At 42.2% G+C, this 18,816-nt stretch carries 17 protein-coding genes; all 17 read left to right on the top strand.

What is annotated here, in order from left to right:
* Positions 1 to 28 precede the first annotated feature (28 nt).
* The gene (locus tag ARB69_RS03440) at positions 29 to 289 is read left to right on the top strand and encodes a type II toxin-antitoxin system Phd/YefM family antitoxin (RefSeq protein ID WP_025653939.1); all 261 of its coding nucleotides are present in this window, start codon (positions 29 to 31) and stop codon (positions 287 to 289) included.
* Positions 279 to 593, top strand: coding sequence for a type II toxin-antitoxin system RelE/ParE family toxin (locus ARB69_RS03435; RefSeq protein WP_055151101.1), 315 nt, complete (start codon positions 279 to 281; stop codon positions 591 to 593). The genes ARB69_RS03440 and ARB69_RS03435 overlap by 11 nt, the downstream gene beginning before the upstream one ends.
* A gap of 524 nt (positions 594 to 1,117) precedes the next feature.
* Positions 1,118 to 3,529 (top strand): CRISPR-associated helicase/endonuclease Cas3, encoded by a 2,412-nt coding sequence (locus tag ARB69_RS03430; protein WP_055151098.1) that lies wholly within the window; start codon positions 1,118 to 1,120, stop codon positions 3,527 to 3,529.
* A gap of 11 nt (positions 3,530 to 3,540) precedes the next feature.
* Positions 3,541 to 4,263: a type I-C CRISPR-associated protein Cas5c gene (cas5c, locus tag ARB69_RS03425; RefSeq protein WP_055151095.1), complete on the top strand. Its 723-nt coding sequence runs from the start codon at positions 3,541 to 3,543 to the stop codon at positions 4,261 to 4,263.
* Positions 4,264 to 4,266: 3 nt separating this feature from the next.
* A complete protein-coding gene (gene cas8c / locus ARB69_RS03420; protein ID WP_055151092.1) occupies positions 4,267 to 6,198 on the top strand; it encodes a type I-C CRISPR-associated protein Cas8c/Csd1 in 1,932 nt (643 codons plus the stop codon).
* On the top strand, positions 6,179 to 7,027 hold the full coding sequence (cas7c, locus tag ARB69_RS03415) for a type I-C CRISPR-associated protein Cas7/Csd2 (protein WP_055151088.1): 849 nt from the start codon (positions 6,179 to 6,181) through the stop codon (positions 7,025 to 7,027). The genes cas8c and cas7c overlap by 20 nt, the downstream gene beginning before the upstream one ends.
* Positions 7,028 to 7,262: 235 nt before the next feature.
* Entirely contained in the window at positions 7,263 to 8,291 is a 1,029-nt protein-coding gene (locus ARB69_RS03410; protein ID WP_055151085.1) for a LacI family DNA-binding transcriptional regulator, read from the top strand.
* 153 nt (positions 8,292 to 8,444) lie between these two features.
* Positions 8,445 to 9,536, top strand: coding sequence for an autoinducer 2 ABC transporter substrate-binding protein (locus ARB69_RS03405; protein WP_055151083.1), 1,092 nt, complete (start codon positions 8,445 to 8,447; stop codon positions 9,534 to 9,536).
* A 70-nt stretch (positions 9,537 to 9,606) separates the two neighbouring features.
* The gene (locus tag ARB69_RS03400; RefSeq protein ID WP_055151080.1) at positions 9,607 to 11,091 is read left to right on the top strand and encodes a sugar ABC transporter ATP-binding protein; all 1,485 of its coding nucleotides are present in this window, start codon (positions 9,607 to 9,609) and stop codon (positions 11,089 to 11,091) included.
* 12 nt (positions 11,092 to 11,103) lie between these two features.
* A complete protein-coding gene (locus tag ARB69_RS03395) occupies positions 11,104 to 12,126 on the top strand; it encodes an ABC transporter permease (protein ID WP_050639274.1) in 1,023 nt (340 codons plus the stop codon).
* Entirely contained in the window at positions 12,126 to 13,118 is a 993-nt protein-coding gene (locus tag ARB69_RS03390) for an ABC transporter permease (protein WP_050639275.1), read from the top strand. Before ARB69_RS03395 ends, ARB69_RS03390 begins: the two co-directional genes overlap by 1 nt.
* Before the next feature lie 15 nt (positions 13,119 to 13,133).
* Positions 13,134 to 13,481, top strand: a complete 348-nt coding sequence (locus ARB69_RS03385) for an L-rhamnose mutarotase (protein WP_050639276.1) — start codon at positions 13,134 to 13,136, stop codon at positions 13,479 to 13,481.
* 18 nt (positions 13,482 to 13,499) lie between these two features.
* Complete coding sequence (locus ARB69_RS03380; RefSeq protein WP_055151077.1) at positions 13,500 to 14,084, top strand: RpiB/LacA/LacB family sugar-phosphate isomerase; 585 nt, start codon at positions 13,500 to 13,502, stop codon at positions 14,082 to 14,084.
* A gap of 276 nt (positions 14,085 to 14,360) precedes the next feature.
* The gene (locus ARB69_RS03375) at positions 14,361 to 15,680 is read left to right on the top strand and encodes an ABC transporter substrate-binding protein (RefSeq protein WP_055151074.1); all 1,320 of its coding nucleotides are present in this window, start codon (positions 14,361 to 14,363) and stop codon (positions 15,678 to 15,680) included.
* Positions 15,681 to 15,704: 24 nt separating this feature from the next.
* Positions 15,705 to 16,574, top strand: coding sequence for a carbohydrate ABC transporter permease (locus tag ARB69_RS03370; RefSeq protein WP_055151071.1), 870 nt, complete (start codon positions 15,705 to 15,707; stop codon positions 16,572 to 16,574).
* 21 nt (positions 16,575 to 16,595) lie between these two features.
* Positions 16,596 to 17,435, top strand: a complete 840-nt coding sequence (locus tag ARB69_RS03365) for a carbohydrate ABC transporter permease (protein ID WP_044926034.1) — start codon at positions 16,596 to 16,598, stop codon at positions 17,433 to 17,435.
* Between the two features lie 64 nt (positions 17,436 to 17,499).
* A complete protein-coding gene (gene melA, locus ARB69_RS03360; protein WP_055151068.1) occupies positions 17,500 to 18,813 on the top strand; it encodes an alpha-galactosidase in 1,314 nt (437 codons plus the stop codon).
* The last annotated feature ends 3 nt before the right edge of the window (positions 18,814 to 18,816 follow it).

Here is an 18,816-nt window from a genome sequence, read left to right as displayed (position 1 = left end):
AAAATAAAAGGATAAAGGAGCATCACATATGATACAGATACGTCCTGTTTCTGACCTTCGAAATAAATTTCCAGAGATTGAGGAAATTGTAAACGGAGGAAAACCTGTCTATCTAACGAAAAATGGTTATGGCGCAATGGTGGTCATGAGTTTAGAGCAGTATGCGAATCTAACCGACAATATCGAAAGAAAATTGGATGAAGCCGACAAAATGGCCGAATATACGGATGAACGACTTTCACATGAAAGCGTTTTTGGACATGTCAGGGATGTGATTAATGGAAAATAAAAAGTATAGGCTGCAGTATCTGCCATTATTTGAGCAGGATTTAATTGAGACAGTTCATCACATTACGTATGTACTGAAAAATCCAGATGCTGCCTTGCGTTTGGCAGATGATGTGGAAGCCGCTATATTAGAGAGGCTTTCAAATCCACTTGCATTTGAGCCGTTTCGTTCGGCGAAGGAAAGAGAACTTTTATATTATCGGATTTATATTAGAAACTATGTAGTCTATTATGTTGTTATAGATGATGTTATGGAAGTTCGGCGGCTCATATACAGAAAGCGAGATATAGACAGGCACTTATAAAGATATAGAACCCAAAAGTTGGTTTACCATATATAAACTACTTTTTATAGTTACCAATATTCCGATAACTTATTAGGATGTTGGTAAGTAGAAATGAGAATAATTCCTGGTAATGTTTCATTAAGGATCAAAATTTGCCGAGGGTACCCGCTAAGACATTAAAATAACATAGGTTAGGGTCATGGATTAGATATAATTAATATGATCGCGAAAGATGTAACAGGGGATGTTATAAAATCTATTTCAATTAAAAAATAGATATTTTATAACATCCCCTGTTTGGAGTTTTATTGACTTTCCTCTATTTATTCTTCAATCCACACTATTTTTCAATCCACACTATTAAAATATTTTATTATGTGAACTTCAAATAATGACTATAACTATTGGCCATTATAAAATACTTAACATTATATTACAAGCATAAAATTAAATAAATTCATAAAAAGAGGTAAGTATTGAAATTATATTTATAATGTGATACCATCAGTTGTAAGAAAAGAAATCCTGGAGGTATATCCCATTTGAAATTATTGGCACATATTACTACATACAAAGGCAAGCGGAAAGAGCAGTCTTTAAAAGAACACAGCTATAAGACCGCCAAGTACGCTTCAGAATGTTTGTTGAACACAAAGTTTTCAAATACTGCCTATCTTGCAGGCCTTCTGCACGACATAGGAAAGGCAACCCAGCTTTACAATGAGTATTTGGAGAAAGCATTCCAGGGAGAAAAGGTACAGCGTGGCAGTGTAAACCATACTTTTGCAGGTGTTATTTATCTTTTTGAAAAGTTCCATACAGATGTTAACTCACCGATGGAAAAGCTGACATGTGAAATTACCGCAACGGCTATAGGTTCCCATCATGGGCTGTTTGACTGTGTTGACCTGGATGGTAACAATGGTTTTATACATCGGCTGCGGAAAGACAGGTCATCGCTGTGCTATGATGAGGCTGTCAGTAGTTTCTTTGAACAGGTAGCTGATGAAAGCGAAGTGCAGATGTATTTCCAAAAGGCTGTAAAAGAGATTACGGACTTTTTCGAAGAGGCAAGAATAACATACAATAATAATGGTTATAAAACATTTTTTCAAATAAGTATGCTGTCCAGGCTGATTCTGTCTTCAGTGATAGAAGGGGATCGAAGGAATACTGCTGAATTCATGAGTCAATGGAAGGAGGATGAAAGGGAAGATATAAACTGGGATAAGTGGCTGGCCTACTGTGAAGACCAACTATCAAAGCTGGATACGTCATCTACGCTTAACCGTATCAGGCATGATATTTCAGGACAGTGCATTGCTTTCGCAGGCAATCCCCCGGATATCTATCGTTTGAATGTACCAACCGGTGGCGGAAAGACATTAAGTTTGCTGAGATACGCACTGGCACATGCACAAGAATTTAATAAAAAACGGATTATCTATAGCATTCCGCTGCTCAGTGTGCTGGATCAGAATGTCCGGGTAATACGTGATTATGTTCCGGATAAAGAGAAGGTATTGGAACACCATTCTAATGTAGTGCATGAAAAAGACAAGGGAGAAGAGCTGGATCCATATGAGCTGCTGAAGGAAAGCTGGGGTGCCCCGGTTATCGTATCAACACTGGTTCAGCTGCTGGACATTTTGTTTAAGCACCAGACCTCTGCAATAAGACGGATGCAGGCATTATGTGACAGCGTGGTTGTGATAGATGAGGTTCAGTCATTGCCGGTGAAGGTAACGGAAATGTTTAATATGGCGATGAATTTTCTGAAGCAGTATTGTAATGCAACGATTATTTTATCTTCTGCGACACAGCCCTGCTTTGAAGAGCTGAAGTGGCCGATCCATCTGGCAAAGGAGCCAGACATGGTTCATCTGGATTCATTACAGCTTCGGACATTTATCCGGGCACAGGTGATTGATTGTACAAGCCCTTACGGGATGGACTTAGATGAGTGTACAGAATTTTGCGGCAATTTGGTAAAAAAGCACTCTTCGGTTCTGATCGTATGTAATACAAAATCACAGGCACGAAAACTGTTTCGGCGGCTGCAAAAGGAAGCCAAACAGTTAGGCGGCTATATATTACATCTTTCCACATCCATGTGCCAGGAACATCGTTCAAATGACCTGAAAGAACTGCAAAATAAATTATCTCTGCTGCAGGATGACGTAAGAAATGGAGGTGGGCAGCAGAAGGTGATTTGTGTTTCCACACAGGTAATCGAAGCAGGAATGGATATTTCATTTGAAGCAGTAGTGCGTGTTCTTGCGGGAATTGATAATCTGGTACAGGTTATTGGAAGATGCAACCGAAGCAATGAGTACGGAAATATAGGAAAGGTCTATTTGATTCATCTTAAAAATGAGGACCTGGGTATGCTTCAGGATATCAAATACCGGCAGATTTGTACCCGGAAAGTGTTGGAATTCAGGAAGCAGATTGGTGAAACCTCCTCAATCAGCGGGCAGGCAGTACATAGATATTATCAATACCTGTTTGAAGAGATTCGGGGCAAAGTACGGTATCCGGTGAAGTCTTACGGAACGGAGATATATCTTATGGATCTATTGTCAAACAATAATGGGAGTGCTAACGGGAAAGAAAACGATGGATATCTGCTGCATCAGCCATTTAAGACGGCCGGTCAGATTTTTGAAGTATTTGATAAGGATACCATAGACGTGCTGGTTCCGTATCAACAGGGAAAGAAGCTGATTGAGCAGCTCAAAAGTATGGAGGAAAAGCAGTTTCATCTGGAGAACTTTAAAGAAATTATGCAGAAGGCAAAAAAATATACGGTCAGCATTTTTGAGAATGAGAAAGAAAGGCTTGAGAGACAAGGCGTACTGCATGGTATACTGGAGAACAGAATTTTTGTTCTGGATGATAAGGCATATCATGAAAGCTATGGATTGATGGACATGGAAGAATACGGGGAATAAAGGAGGAAAAGATGGAGCACAGAAATTCAGTAGAGTTTGAAGTGACGGGAAAGTACGGGATGTTTGCAGATCCCGTCACCCGGGTCGGCGGAGAAAAGTTTAGTTATCAGGTTCCGACCTATGAAGCGTTGAAGGGGATTTTACATAGTGTATACTGGAAGCCGACTCTGATTTGGATCATTGACAGTGTGCGCGTCATGAATCCTATTCAGACAGAGACAAAGGGCATACGTCCTATAAAATATTATAATAATAAAAATGATCTTTCTTATTACACATACTTAAAAGAGTGCAGATATCAGGTGAAGGCACATTTTATAATGAACGAGAACCGACCGGAGCTGAAAGAGGACCGCAATGAGCACAAGCATCATAATATTGCCAGACGCATGATTGAAAGGGGCGGCAGGAGGGATATCTTTCTTGGAGCGAGAGAGTGCCAGGGGTATGTAAAACCCTGTGTGTTTGGCCAGGGAGAGGGATTTTATGACGATATTTCCGAGATCAACTTCGGTACAATGTATCATGGGATCACATATAGTGACGAGGCATATTCGGAGGAGACAAGAGGAAAGATGTCTGTACGTTTTTGGCAGGCTGTCATGAATAACGGGGTGATTGCATTTATACCTCCCTGGAAATGCATCCACAGGCCGGTACGTGAGATGAATATCAAAAAGTTTGGCGTGAAGCAGGAGAACTTTTCTGTGATCCAAGAGGAAGAGGTGATGTAACAGATGTCCTGGATGAGCCAGATTTATAAAACGTATGAAGAAAATGTAGGAAAGGGACAGAATCCGGACGAACAGATGACGCCGGTGGCGCATATGAACGCAAATGCACAGATTGAGGTTACACTGAGCTGGCGGGGAGAGTTTCTGGGCGCAGTAAAGGTAGAAAAAGAAGATGCCGTTACGCTGATTCCCGTCACAGAAGCATCTGCCGGAAGAAGCTCGGGGAAGACGCCCCATGCATTGTGTGATACGCTTTCCTATGTTGGGGGGGATTATTGTCATTATTGTGAAAATGAGAAGGAGAGGAAAAGCGCTGAGGCCAAGTATAAACTCTATATGGAAGCCCTGAAAAAGTGGAGGGAGTCAAAATACAGCCATCCCAAAGTTGAGACAGTACACCAATATTTGTTAAGAAAAGAGCTGATTCGGGATTTGGTGAAAGCGGGAGTAGTTGAGCTGAAAGAGGATGGTACATTCCAAAATAAAAAATTAAGCGGGAAGCCTTATGAAAAAGCACTGGTCAGATTCAGAGTACTGAGCACAGAAAAGGAAGCTGACGGCACATGGCAGGATGCATCACTGATTCAGGCCTATACGGAATATTATTTTGCCAACCAGGATGGGAAAAGGGATATCTGTTATTTTCTGGGACAAGAAAGCGCAATTTCCCAAAACCACCCCAAGGGAATTGTGGCGGCTAATTATGGTGCGAAACTTATAACTGCAAATGATAAGCAGGGTTATACTTACAGGGGAAGGTTTCAAGATGAAGAGCAGGCCCTTGCATTTAGCTATGAGGCGTCTCAGAAAATACACAGTGCGCTGACATGGCTTGCAAAGCAACACGGAGCCTATGCGGGGACGCAGGACAAGAGGCTTTTTATCTGCTGGAATCCTGAGGGGAAAAAGGTACCGTCCATTTTTGGGGATCTGGGACTTACGGGGGATGATTCTGTGGAGGCTGAGGAACCGAACTACCGGAAAAAGCTGATCAAGACATTTCAGGGATACAGAAATCAGTTTGATGAATCAGATTCCGTAGTGATCATGGGACTGGATGCGGCCACCACGGGGCGCCTTTCTGTTACGTACTATTATCAGTTAATGGCCTCCGATTTTTTCGATAGAATTACATACTGGGGAGAGACTTGTAACTGGTTGCTTTTGAAGTTTGACGGGCAAAATCATCCTTATTACGGTATCGAGACGCCTACTTTTGAAAGAATTGTAAAATGTGCGTTTGGACGCGAAAGGGATAGCTCCCATGGGAAGAGCAGATTCATTGAAATAGGTGATAAGCTCCTGAAGGAACAGATACAGAGGTTGGTGAAATGCATGGTAGAAAAGCGGCCTGTCCCGTACGATCTGGTACAGGCGCTGGCGGTACGTGCATCCACGCCGATGGCTTACACAAGAGGAAACAGGGAAAGAGTCTTATCGACAGCGTGTGCAATAATCAGAAAATACTATTACGAGAGAGAAACGGAAAAGAAAGGGGAAGAGGAGTATATGAAGCTGAATTTAGAAAACCATGACAGAAGTTATCTGTTTGGAAGATTATTGGCTGTGCTGGAGAAAGTGGAGAGGCTGACCTACGACAGGGATGAAAAACGTGAGCCCAATGCGATCCGTCTGCAGTCGGCTTACGTCAATCATCCAATGCAGACGTGGAAGGTATTAACAGATCAGTTGAATCCATATCTTCAGAAGCTGCACCCAGAGGCGAGAAAGAAATATAAGGATATGATTACCGATATTGTTACTGCCCTTGAGGAAAAGGATGAACAGCAATTGAACAGGGGATTAGAAGAAACATATCTGATTGGATATTATCTGCAGCGGGCAGAATTGAATAAGCGTGTAGATATAAAGACAGGAAAACAAAATACAAATGATCATGAGGAGGCAGGAGAAAATGAGCATCTTACAGAATAAGATTGATTTTACAGTGTTAGTTAAGGTCATCAATGCAAACCCAAATGGTGATCCGCTTAATGGAAACCGTCCAAGGACGACGTATAGCGGTCAGGGAGAAATATCCGATGTATGTATAAAACGGAAAATCAGAAACCGTCTGCAGGATATGGGAGAAAATATTTTTGTACAGTCAGCAGAACGCAGTGATGATGGTTATACATCTCTGAGTGAAAGGGCTTCCCAAAATATAACCCATTACCAGTCGGATGATGACTATGCAGAACAGGCATGTGAAAAATGGATAGATGTACGTACCTTTGGGCAGGTATTTGCCTTTAAAACAAAAGATAAAAAAGAGGGTGTTTCAGTAGGGGTGAGGGGGCCTGTGTCAATTCACCAGGCTTTAAGCTGTTCACCGGTAGATATTAACAGCATGCAGATCACAAAAAGCGTTAATGGGGAACCATCTGAAAAGAGAAGCTCTGACACAATGGGGACGAAACATCTGGTTGAATTTGGCCTGTATAGAATTAAAGGTTCTGTAAATGTCCAGCTGGCAGAAAAAACTGGATTTTCGGAGGAGGATGCCGAAAAGCTGAAGGAGACGCTTTGTACACTTTTTGTAAACGATGCATCTGCTGCAAGACCTGACGGAAGTATGGAGGTTGTGAGCGTATACTGGTGGAAACATAATAACAAAATTGGGCAGTATTCGGCAGCCAAAGTGCACGACTCATTAAAAATATCCTTGAAAGAAGGAGTAGTGATTCCGTCTTCGGTCGAGGATTATGAGATTAGGCTGGAGGAATTACCGGCATTGGAAGCTGAGGTAATTTCGGGAATGTGATTAAGTCCACGGCGGTGAGTACGGTGGTGGCTATGGTTTATTGTAAGATGAAGGCGAAGAGGCGGAGGGCTTGATTGCTCTCTGCTTTTGAATTTAATTAGTAAAGATAACTAAAAAAGAACGATTATTATTGTGAATAATGGACAAAATATAAAATTTTGTTGACAAATTTAAATACAAAGAGTTATAATCCACTTATAAATGAAACGTTTCAATTAAAGCATAGAGGTAAAGAATGTCAGCAATAAAAAAAGAAAAAACAACAATCACTCAGGTAGCAAAACATGCAGGTGTGTCAATTGGAACTGTTTCAAATTATCTGAATGGAACTGCTCAGGTTTCCCCACAGAAAGCGGAGAATATCCAGGCCGCGATCGATAAATTACATTATACCCCGGATACGGTTGCAAGCTCTTTAAGGAGGAAGAACAGCAAGACGATATATATCCTGACGCCAAACCTGAATAATACATTTTACACGCGGATTATCAGTTCCTATATGGCATATGCGTACCAGGCGGGATATACGGTACAGATTTCCGGTTACGAATACTCTGCCGAAGTGGAAAAGAAGCAATTGGCTGCTCTTGAAAACTGCAAACGGGGAACCATTGTAATCATCTTTAATGGCAGTAAAGATGAAGCGGAGATCAGGAGGCTTATGCAGAATGATATCCATGTCATATTAGCCGACCGGAATGCAGAGGGTTTAAATGTATCCAGTGTATCATTTGATAACCAGGATATGTTATATACAATTGTAGAAATGTTAAAGAAAAAGAATTACAAAAGAATTGGCTTGTTTATAGAACCTGTTACTTTATCGAACTTACAGAAAAGATATGAACATTTTTTAAAGGCTTCCGAAAAATTTGGCTATAAAAATCCTTTAGATAATGTATTTACGGATAAAAGTCTGGCTCTTAATAAATTACACAGCAGTTATATTTTTATGAAAACAATTCTGGAAAATCATAAGAAAAAAGATTTGCCGGATGCCTGGATTGCCTCATCGGATTACCTGGCGATTGGTATGATGCGGGCAATGAATGAATTGGGATACCGTGTTCCACATGATTTTGGGATCATAGGTTTTGATAATCTGGATATTTCAGGGTATGTAAACCCAAGGCTTACGACTGTGGAGCAGAATCAGGAACTGTTCGGCGAAATGCTATGGAAGGTAACAAAGAAGCTGGTTAAAACACAGGAGAATCAACATTTGGTAATTCCACAAAAATTAGTTGAAAGGGAATCCTGTTAAAATAATATGTATTGCGTAAGCGGTACATTTATTTTTATAAAATATTGAAACGTTTCAAGATGTGCTTTACCGGGTATGTCAGCTATTATTTTTTGTATACGTTTTGAAACGTTTTAATATAGAAACCCAAAAATATTAAAGGAGGAACAGGAAATGAAAAAAGGTATCGCAGCATTATTATGTGCAACAATGGTATTGGGTCTAACGGCTTGTGGATCTGATACAAAGGAAACGTCCGGAGAGAAAAAGACAGAAGAAACAGCGGCATCAGAAAGTGTGTCATCTTTGGCGTCAGACGAGGCTGTAAAAAAGGCCTCAGATGAGGGGTGGGAGATCGCCGTAGTGCCGAAGGATTCTACAAACCCATGGTTCGTAAGAATGAATACAGGAGTAGAAGAATTTGCGGATCAGACAGGTGTCAACTGCTACCAGATTGATACAGGTGAAATTGATGCAACGCATCAGGCTCAGATGGTCGAAGATTTGATTGCCCAGGGTGTAGATGCAATTTGTGTGGTTCCTGTAGATGTGCAGTCTATGGATGTGGTACTTAAAAAAGCCCAGGATGCAGGAATTGTAGTAATCGCCCATGAAGGCGCAGAACTGAAAAATGTAGACTATGACATTGAGGCTTTTTCAAATGCAGGGTATGGCGCGTTTATTATGCAGAATCTTGCAGAAGCGATGGGAGAAGAAGGTGTGTATACCACTATGGTGGCATCGTTGACAAACGGCTCACACAATGAGTGGGCGGATGCTGCAGTTGAATATCAGAAAGAACACTATCCTAAGATGACGCTGCTGGAAGAAAATCCGCGTGTGGAATCTAATGATAATGGAGACACAGCATACAATGCAGCAAAAGAACTGATTAAGACCTATCCGGATCTGAAGGGTATTTTAGGTACTTCGTCCTACGACGCGCCGGGTGTCGCAAGAGCAATCCAGGAGCTGGGACTGCAGGATAAATTCTTTACTACAGGGACAGGCATGCCGGCAGATAATGCGGAGCTGCTTAAATCAGGTATTATTAAATCTCTCACATTATGGGATCCGGCCATGTCCGGCGAAGCTATGGTTTCACTGGCTTGTAAAGTCCTGGCGGGAGAGAGTATCACAACACCATTAAACCTGAATGTAGACGGATATACAGAGATGTCCGAACGAGAAGGTTCTAAAACCGTACTGGAAGGCCAGGGCTGGATCACAATTGATGCAGACAATGTAGATAGTTTTGGTTTCTAATAAACTTTGAGAATCGGAGCGCCGTTTCGGCGGCGGTTCGATTCTTTTAAAAGCGAAGAGGAGGACGCATATGTCAGAGTGTTTGTTAAAGGCAGAACATATTCAAATATCATTTGGAAATGTTCATGCACTCAAAGATGTTTCATTGGAAATCGTTCCTGGAGAAATTCATTGTCTGGCAGGTGAAAACGGCTGCGGGAAATCTACACTTATTAAAATTATCTCGGGTGTACACCAGCGCAGCGGGGGCACCATCGAATTTGATGGAAAGAAACTGGAAAAGATTACACCAATTGACGCAATCAATATGGGAATTCAGGTTATTTATCAGGATTTCTCTTTATTCCCTAATTTGACTGTAGCAGAAAACCTGGCATTAAATTCAGAATTAGCATCAGGCAAAAAAACAATCAGTTGGAAGAACGTAAGGAAAATCGCGGAAGAAGCAATTAAAAAAATCAATATGGATATTGATTTGGATGAAAAAGTAAGCCGTTTATCTGTTGCCCAAAAACAGATGGTAGCAATCAGCAGAGCGCTCATGTTCAATGCAAAATTGATTATAATGGACGAACCTACGACTGCATTGACTAAAAAAGAAGTAGATGCACTATTCAAGATCATATTAAAACTGAAAGAACAAGGGATTGCAATTCTCTTTATCAGCCATAAATTAAATGAAGTATTTGAAATATCAGACCGGTTTACAATCTTTAGAAATGGAGAGATGGCGGCAACCGGAAAAACCGATGAATTAGATGATAAGAAATTTACTTACTATATGACAGGACGTGAATTCGCAGATAAAACTTTTGTTCCTGAAAAAGTGACAGATACACCTATTTTTGAACTAAGGAATCTTTCTTTGGAAGGTTCATTTAAAAATATCAGCCTTACTTTACGAGGCGGTGAAATCCTGGGGATTACAGGTCTTCTGGACTCAGGCCGTACGGAACTTGCGCTGTCTATGTTTGGGCTGAAGCCCGCTACATCGGGGGAGATAATCCGAAATGGAAAACCTGTAAAAATCACAAATCCGAGAGAGGCCATTGCTAACAAAATAGGATATGTACCAGAAGACCGTCTGTCAGAAGGGTTGTTTTTACAGAGATCCATTGGTGACAATATTATTATTTCTGAGATAGATTCTTTAAAGAAGAAAAATGGCCAGTTCGATTTGAAAAAAAGAGATGAAGAAGTAGACCGATGGGTAAAAGAATTCGAGATAAAAACAAAGAATCCGGATAATCCCGCAACCACCTTATCAGGCGGAAACCAGCAGCGCATAGTTTTGGCAAAATGGCTGGCATGTAATCCGGATGTTCTGATCTTAAATGGTCCGACGGTCGGTGTTGATATTGGATCGAAACATGATATTCATGCAATCCTTCAGCGATTAGCCCAAAAAGGCCTGGGCGTTATTATTATTTCTGATGATCTCCCGGAAGTAATACAGAACTGCTCACGCCTTTTAGTCATCAAAGAAGGTTCTATAGTTGCCGAATATGATACTCAGCAGGTAAAAGAACAGATGATTATTGATGCAATGATGTAAGGAGACAGGCGAATGAATAAAAAATTAAAATCAACATTTAAATCCAATGAAATATACATATTTTTCATTATAATTGCGTTAGGAATCTTGGTGCAGATTCGCTCGGGACAGTTTTTTACCGGAAATAATATGGTGGATTTGTTAAGTGCGATGATTGTACCCGGAATGTTTGCTGTGGCGGAATTCTTAGCGATCATTGCCGGAGGCATTGATGTATCTTTTCCGGCATTGGCTTCTCTGTCTGCATATGCATCCACCAAGATTTTACTGGACCAGAATTATGACGGCAATGTGGTTCTGGCGTTTGTGATTGCCATGGCGATTGGCGCTCTGTTAGGCGCTGTAAATGGTTTTCTGATTGGTTATCTGAATCTCAATGCTATGATCGTTACATTAGGCACTTCCAGCGTATTTCAGGGATTCATGCAGGGGGCACTGCGGGCAAAACAGTTGTCTGTTATACCAGCTGGTATGAAAGAGTTCGGTACAAATTCGTTTATCACGGCAACGAACAAAACGAATAATCTGACTTCCATCCTGCCCTACACTTTTATTATTCTGTTGATTGTTTGTGCAGCCATGTTCCTTATCCTGCGGTATACGATTTTTGGACGTGGTATCTATGCGATCGGAGGAAATCCGGTTAGTGCACATACGGTAGGATTTAATGTAAAACGAACAAAATTTTTCATGTATATTATCATTGGCATGATTGCGGCAGCAGGCGGTATCTGCCGTGTATGCATGATGCAGCAGATGCATCCGACCAACATGCTTGGAATGGAAATGAATATTATTGCAGGCGTTGTGCTTGGCGGAGTTGCTCTGACTGGCGGGGCCGGAACCCTGATTGGATGCATACTGGGTACATTTTTGATTATACTGGTTCAGAACTCCATGATTCTCCTGGGCGTGCCGACTACCTGGAGTAATGTGTTTGTTGGAATCGTAATTGTTGTGGGCGTGGCATTAAGTGCATACCAGTCTATCAGGACTGAAAAAGTAAAAAGTAAGATGGTAAAGGAGGCAGCATAATGGACAGAGTAAAAAGTTTTTATTCAAAAAACCGGGAAGTGAGCCGTCTTTTTATTATTATGATTGCTTGGCTGATATTTATGCTGCTGACACAGGCCGGAAAGTTTTTTACAGGTGCAAATTTCCTGACTATGGCTGGACAGTTCCCGGAGTATGGCCTGATGGCATTAGGAGGCATGCTCTGCATGATGACCGGAGGAATTGATTTATCGGTAGTTGGAACAGCCAATATGACAACGATTATCAGTGTCTATGTGCTGAACTGGATTTTTGGTGTAGACGGGACAATGCCGGCAGGATTCTCTGTTGTGATATTTCTGATTGCCATACTTACCGGCTGTGTGATAGGGGCTTTTAATGGTTTTTTGATTTCGGAATTAAAGGTGCCGCCTATTTTGGCCACCTTAGGAGTAAATCAGCTGATTACCGGTCTGTGTATTGTCATTACGGGGGGAGCGGCTGTATCTTCCTTCCCAAAACAATTTTGCGATATTTTTTCTACGAATTTGTTTGGCATTATTCCGGTTCGTGTGCTTGTCTTCATACTGGTGGCTGTTATTATCTGGTTCATGCTGGAGAGAAGTACCTATGGGACGAAATTAAGGTTATATGGATCAAGCGCGCATGTGGCGGAGTTTTCCGGAATAAACACAAAGAAACTGGTTTTTAAAACCTATATGACTTCAGCTGTTTGTGCCTCTGTAGGCGGTCTGATGATGCTTAGTACATACGCATCTGCAAGAGCAGATTATGGAAGTAATTATACCATGCAGTCAATTCTGCTGATTGTGTTGGGCGGCGTCAGCCCGAATGGCGGAAAAGGCAGATTATCTGGTGTGGCTGCGGCAATCATTCTTTTAAAATTTATAGAATCAGGTATTAACCGTTTCAGAAGTGTTTCCACATACTATGTAACACTGATTTGGGGCGCGGTTTTAATCCTGGCTCTTGTAATAGACTATTTTAGTGCACGTCCTAAAAAAGTAAAATAGCATGGGAGAATAACTATGAGCAGAAAAGTATTTGGGCAGATTGGCCGGCTTAAAAAAGATAAAATACAGGAGTATAGAAAGCTGCATATGGATGATGTTCATACACCGCATTGGGAAGGGGTGCTGCGCATGATTCATGACTGCAATATACGGAACTACAGAATCTTTATAAAAGATGATTTAGTTTTTGGATATTTTGAATATGTTGGACACGACTATGAGGCAGATATGGCTAAGATGGAAGCTGATGAAGTAACCAGGCAGTGGTGGAAACTTACGCGCCCCTGTTTTACAGAATATTCAGCTTCAAGCAAGGAAGCATTTTATGAGGACATGGATCAGATCTTTGATTTTGCAGAATAGAAAGTAGAGGCGATTATAATGAAAACAATTAAAGACAAACAGATTCTTGTTGGAGCAGATTTTGCGGGATTTCCATTAAAGGAGGCGGTTGTAGCTCATTTGAAGGAATATGGATGGACCATAACAGATGTAGGGGTTCAGTCAGAGGAGGACAGCAGTACAGAATTAATGTTTCACAGAATTGGACTTCGTGTTGGTTCCATGATATCGGAAGGAGAATTCGAACGCGCATTAATTTTTTGCGGAACAGGTATGGGGATCCATATTGCGGCAAGCAAGTGTCCGGGAGTATTTTCCGGCGTTGTGGAAAGTGTACCGGCGGCACTTCGTGCGATTACAGGGAACGGAGTAAATGTACTGGCAATGGGAGCTTTTTATGTAGCTCCTAAGATGGGATGCGATATTGCAGATGCGTATCTGAGTAATAATCTGGGTGATGGGTATGAGTGGTGGCCCAATTTTTATGAATTTCATAAACTTGCGTGCGATGAACTGAACAGCTTTGATTATAACAGATATAAAGAAAACGGGTATAAACTTGAACATTTGGGAGATTATCCTTTAGAGCTGATGCAGGATCCGGGGCTTTTCGGCTGCAGGTAGAAATGAGAAAAATTTTATACTTTAGAACAATAGAAAAGGTTTGATATGCTCCCTTCCGGGCAGCAAGTTGAAGTAATTAGGACTTGCGGCTCAGGAGGGAGCATATTTTATGGGAATAAATAGCAGGGGGCCGGCAGAGAGTATAAAAATACACCCCTAAAGTATAAAAAACGACTCTTATAAGGTAAATGGAATCCGTATATAATAGATTCAGGATATCCGAAGAAGAAACTCATTTAGCAGTGAAAAAGTGAAAAGTACGTGGGAGGGTTCATCATGAAAAGAAGATTAAAAAAATTAGCTGCATTTGGTTTGGCAGCAGTTATGACAACTGGTATGCTGGCAGGCTGCGGCAGTGGACAGGCCGACAGTGAAAAAACAGATTCCAAAGAAGCGGATAAGTCAGCAAAAAATGAGAATACGCTGGAGGTAGAGGTTATCTACACGGGTCAGCCGCTGGATCAGTTCCGGGAAGTTTTGGACGGATTCACAGAAGAGACAGGAATTGGAATTGAATTGGTTACACCGGGTTCAGATTATGAGGCTGTTATGAAAACAAGGATGGCATCAGGAGAAATGCCGGATGTTTTTGTGACACACGGCTGGTCTATTGCAAGGTATAAGGAATACCTGACAGCCTTGAATGACGAGGAGTGGTACGACAGAATTGATGATCCGGTTCTGCCCATTATTTCTGACGACGACGGCAGCATATACGTACTGCCTGTCAGCCAGGTGACAAACGGTGTTGTATATAATAAGACGGTGCTTGAAAATGCAGGAGTAAATGTCGGTGATATCCGCACTATGGACGATTTTAAAGATGCCTGTGAGAAGATTAAAGCTTCCGGGGTTACCCCATTTTTCGTGGGAGGAAAAGACACCTGGACTGCAGCGGTTCTCTATAATGCGATGGCGCCGGCATTCTATACCACAGAAGGCTGTAAATACCCATCCGGTGAGGAGCTGAAAGATGGAACCTTCGACTGGGATACAAAAGGAAGCTGTGTTCTGGAAGAAATCGCAGATATGGTACAGGCCGGATACTTTAATAAAGACCTTGTTACCGCTGATAATGCGGCAACCCTGACAGCTCTGGGGGAAGATGCCTGTGGATTTAGTACCGAGGTTGAGATTGTGAAAGTATTAAACGTAGCTCCGGATGCACAGCTTGGGATCATGCCGATTCCATGTACGACTGAGGAGGGTAAATCCCAGTATATGATCGGGGAAGGAAGCTGCTTTGGAATCTGGAAAGACACAGAAAAGATGAAGGAAGCAAAACAGTTTTTAAATTACCTTGCAAAACCGGAAGTGGCAGACAAGATCATGGAACTGGACGGAGGGCTGCCCGCTCTTAAGGATATGAACACGGAAAATGTAAGCTACAAGGCCTTTTCAGAAAGCCAGGAAATCTTTGAAGGTGATATCTTCTACGATAATCTGTTCGACCGGGAATATTTCCCAAGCGGAATGTTTAATGCAGATGCGGATGCAGTGATCGAGGTTTTTATGGACCCAACAGAAAAAGGGGTTAACGCCGGACTGCAGCATTTAAAGAGTACGTTCCAGGATAAATATGTAGCAGCAGAGTAAGCAATGTAAAGGAGTGAAACCAAAGTGAGGAAACGAGCAGTAAAAATGAGCTGCTTTTACATACCGGCCATTTGTCTGATTTTGTTTTTTGTAGTGAGGCCTTTTTGTGAAACGGTTTATGTATCTTTGTGTAAGTGGAATGGGTATTCGCCGGAAAAAATCTTCATAGGACTTGAAAACTACAAGGCAATGTTTTCGGACAAGCGTCTCTTGACGGCATTTATTAATACACTCATATACGGTTTTGTGTCCACTGTGCTTCAGAATATCATCGGATTGGGGGCGGCATTGTTTGTCAATTCCCGTTTTAAGGGCAACAACCTGATCCGTGTGGTGATCTATATGCCGATTATGATATCAAGCCTGATTATGGGGTACATCATGTATTTCTTTTTAACCTATGACAATGGTGTGCTCAACGATATTCTGGGGATATTTGGCAAGGGGGCAGTAGATTGGCTGGCAGACGGAAAGAATGGAGTATTGTTCATCACCATAATTAATACCTGGCAGTACGCGGGATATTGTATGATCATATATCTTTCCGGGCTTCAGAATATCTCGAAAACATATATTGAGGCGGCAGAAATTGATGGAGCAGGCTCATTTGCACGTTTCCGGTACATTACCCTGCCCATGCTGATTCCGGCCATCACAAGTGCTGTAATGATCGACCTGATCGGCGGACTGAAAATATTTGACGGCATTATATCATTGACAAACGGCGGGCCGAATTACAGCACGCATTCGATGATGACGTATTTGAACAGCCAGTATTTTCTGGCGGAGAAAGCGGGTTATGCATCTGCCATAGGTATTACCACCTTTGTTATGATTATGGTGGTCGCTCTGTACAGCAATCACTATTTAGAGAAAAAGAGTATCGAAGCGTAGAGAAAGCGGGACGGTTAACAGATGAAAACAGGAACATTAAAAAAACAGATCAAACAGAATTGGTGGAAGTATCTGGTGGCGGCCGGCATATTGATTATTTATCTGCTTCCAATTTATGTGGTAGTGGTTACATCCTTAAAACCTATGACAGATCACACGTCCAGACTGCTGCCGCCCATGGAACTTCATTGGGAGAATTATATCAGGGCATTTCAAAACAGTAACATATTAAATGCCATTAAAAATTCCTTTATTATTACAGTTGGAACAGTTATGATTGTAGTGATAGTAGGCTGCCTTGCAGCTTATCCAATGGCAAGGAATAGAAACCGGCTCAGTAAGACCATGAAGACTTTTGTGCTGGGCGTGATGATGGTGCCGGGAATGTCTATGGTTGTTGGTATTTATTCCACCCTGGTTTCGATCCACGCGATTTCTACCTACTGGGGAATTATCGCGGTGAGTGCGGCGTTTGGACTGCCGGTATCCATTTATATGTACAGTAACTTTATTATGGCAATCCCGACGTCTCTGGACGAAGCAGCTTATATGGATGGCGCCGGAATTTTAAGGACATTTTTTCAGATTATCCTTCCGCAGCTGAAGCCGGTGACGGCCACGGTTGTGCTGATGCAGGCGGTTTCAACCTGGAATGAATATGGATATTCACTCTATATTCTGCAGAAGAAGGAGATGTATAATGTCACCCTGACCGTAAAACAGTTTTTCGGGGAGCAGATGAAGGACTTAAACGGTGCAGCTGCCTGTGCGGTGATTGCGATTGTTCCGGTGGTGATTGCCTACTTGTTTTTACAGAAATATTTTATCCAGGGCAGCCTGGACAGTGCGGTAAAAGGGTAGGGAAGAGGTAAGTGTTCCTAACCATGAGCCGCCACAATGAGACAAGACACAAGGAGTAAATAAGATGAAAAAAATTGCATTTATAGGCGCAGGCAGTGTTGTATTTACCAGAAGCCTGGTGCGGGATCTGATGACGTTTCCGGCATTCCAGGATGCCACGATTGCCCTGATGGATATTGATGATGAAAAACTTATGTATGCTGCAAAGTCTGTAGAGAAAATTATTGGTTCCGGAAATTATCCGGCAAAAGTGATTTCTACGAAAAGCCGGATTGAGGCTCTTAAGGATGCTGACGGCGTTGTCAGCACCATTAATATAGGAGACCTTGCTGTCTGGGCAAATGATATTACGATTCCAAAGAAATACGGTGTAGACATTAATGTGGGGGATACCAGGGGACCGGCCGGAATCTTCCGGGCGATGCGGACCCTGCCGGAGATGCTTGCTATCTGTAAGGATATTGAAACCTACTGTCCCGGGGCCATATTTTTGAACTATACCAATCCTATGGCAATGCTGTGCAGAGGGATGCAGAGCGAGACAAAGGTGAATGTGACGGGACTGTGCCATAGCGTCCAGGGGACTGCGGAAATGCTGGCACGGTGGATCAAAGCCGATATGGAGGATATTACATATACCTGCGCCGGCATCAACCATCAGGCCTTTTATCTGGATTATAAATGGAAGGGGGAGGATGCATACCCTCTGATTAAACAGGCGGCAGAAGAGCATTATCAGGAGGAGATCGTGCGAAATGAGATGCTCCGTCATCTTGGCTACTATGTGACAGAGTCCAGCGGACATGCCTCAGAATATGTGGCCTGGTTCCGTAAACGTCCGGATCTTATTGAAAAATATTGTACTCACGGAACAGGCTGGAACCCCGGACACTATTTCATGGTGAAGGACGAGTACGAAAAAAGAGAACATACCTGGAAGAAAGAATTTCTGGAATGGGCCGACAATCCGGTGAATCTGAAACGTGGAAATGAGTATGCCGCCAATATTTTCAATGCCATGTTTGGTGATGGCGCGCTGTATAAATTCAACGGGAATGTAAGAAACTTCGGCCTGATTGACAACCTTCCGGAAGGCTGCTGCGTGGAAGTGCCGGTGCTTGCCTCCAAAGGCACGCTGGAACCGATTCATGTAGGTCCGCTGCCTCCTCATCTCGCGCTTCTAAATAATGTGAGCTCCAGAATCGAGGAGCTGGCTGTAGAAGGGGCAATTACCGGAGATCCGCAGAAGATCTACCAGGCCTGCTATTTTGACCCATTGACGTCCGCAGTCTTAAGCCTTGCAGAGATTAAATCTATGGTGCGGGAAATGTTTGAAGCAAATAAAGAATATCTGCCGCAATTCAAATATTACGAATAAATA

The sequence above is a fragment of the Faecalicatena contorta genome (genome assembly GCF_001404335.1).
Taxonomy (GTDB): Bacteria; Bacillota; Clostridia; order Lachnospirales; family Lachnospiraceae; genus Faecalicatena; species Faecalicatena contortus_B.
The sequence above is the reverse complement of the archived record's forward strand: the minus strand, read 5'-3'. Positions and strand labels throughout refer to the sequence as shown.

Excerpts from the sequence above, each read along its gene's own strand:
- ARB69_RS03440 (WP_025653939.1), top strand. The coding sequence starts at position 29 with ATGATACAGATACGTCCTGTTTCTGACCTTCGAAATAAATTTCCAGAG.
- ARB69_RS03435 (WP_055151101.1), top strand. The coding sequence starts at position 279 with ATGGAAAATAAAAAGTATAGGCTGCAGTATCTGCCATTATTTGAGCAG.
- cas5c (WP_055151095.1), top strand. The coding sequence starts at position 3,541 with ATGGAGCACAGAAATTCAGTAGAGTTTGAAGTGACGGGAAAGTACGGG.
- cas8c (WP_055151092.1), top strand. The coding sequence starts at position 4,267 with ATGTCCTGGATGAGCCAGATTTATAAAACGTATGAAGAAAATGTAGGA.
- cas7c (WP_055151088.1), top strand. The coding sequence starts at position 6,179 with ATGAGCATCTTACAGAATAAGATTGATTTTACAGTGTTAGTTAAGGTC.
- ARB69_RS03410 (WP_055151085.1), top strand. The coding sequence starts at position 7,263 with ATGTCAGCAATAAAAAAAGAAAAAACAACAATCACTCAGGTAGCAAAA.
- ARB69_RS03405 (WP_055151083.1), top strand. The coding sequence starts at position 8,445 with ATGAAAAAAGGTATCGCAGCATTATTATGTGCAACAATGGTATTGGGT.
- ARB69_RS03400 (WP_055151080.1), top strand. The coding sequence starts at position 9,607 with ATGTCAGAGTGTTTGTTAAAGGCAGAACATATTCAAATATCATTTGGA.
- ARB69_RS03395 (WP_050639274.1), top strand. The coding sequence starts at position 11,104 with ATGAATAAAAAATTAAAATCAACATTTAAATCCAATGAAATATACATA.
- ARB69_RS03390 (WP_050639275.1), top strand. The coding sequence starts at position 12,126 with ATGGACAGAGTAAAAAGTTTTTATTCAAAAAACCGGGAAGTGAGCCGT.
- ARB69_RS03385 (WP_050639276.1), top strand. The coding sequence starts at position 13,134 with ATGAGCAGAAAAGTATTTGGGCAGATTGGCCGGCTTAAAAAAGATAAA.
- ARB69_RS03380 (WP_055151077.1), top strand. The coding sequence starts at position 13,500 with ATGAAAACAATTAAAGACAAACAGATTCTTGTTGGAGCAGATTTTGCG.
- ARB69_RS03375 (WP_055151074.1), top strand. The coding sequence starts at position 14,361 with ATGAAAAGAAGATTAAAAAAATTAGCTGCATTTGGTTTGGCAGCAGTT.
- ARB69_RS03365 (WP_044926034.1), top strand. The coding sequence starts at position 16,596 with ATGAAAACAGGAACATTAAAAAAACAGATCAAACAGAATTGGTGGAAG.
- melA (WP_055151068.1), top strand. The coding sequence starts at position 17,500 with ATGAAAAAAATTGCATTTATAGGCGCAGGCAGTGTTGTATTTACCAGA.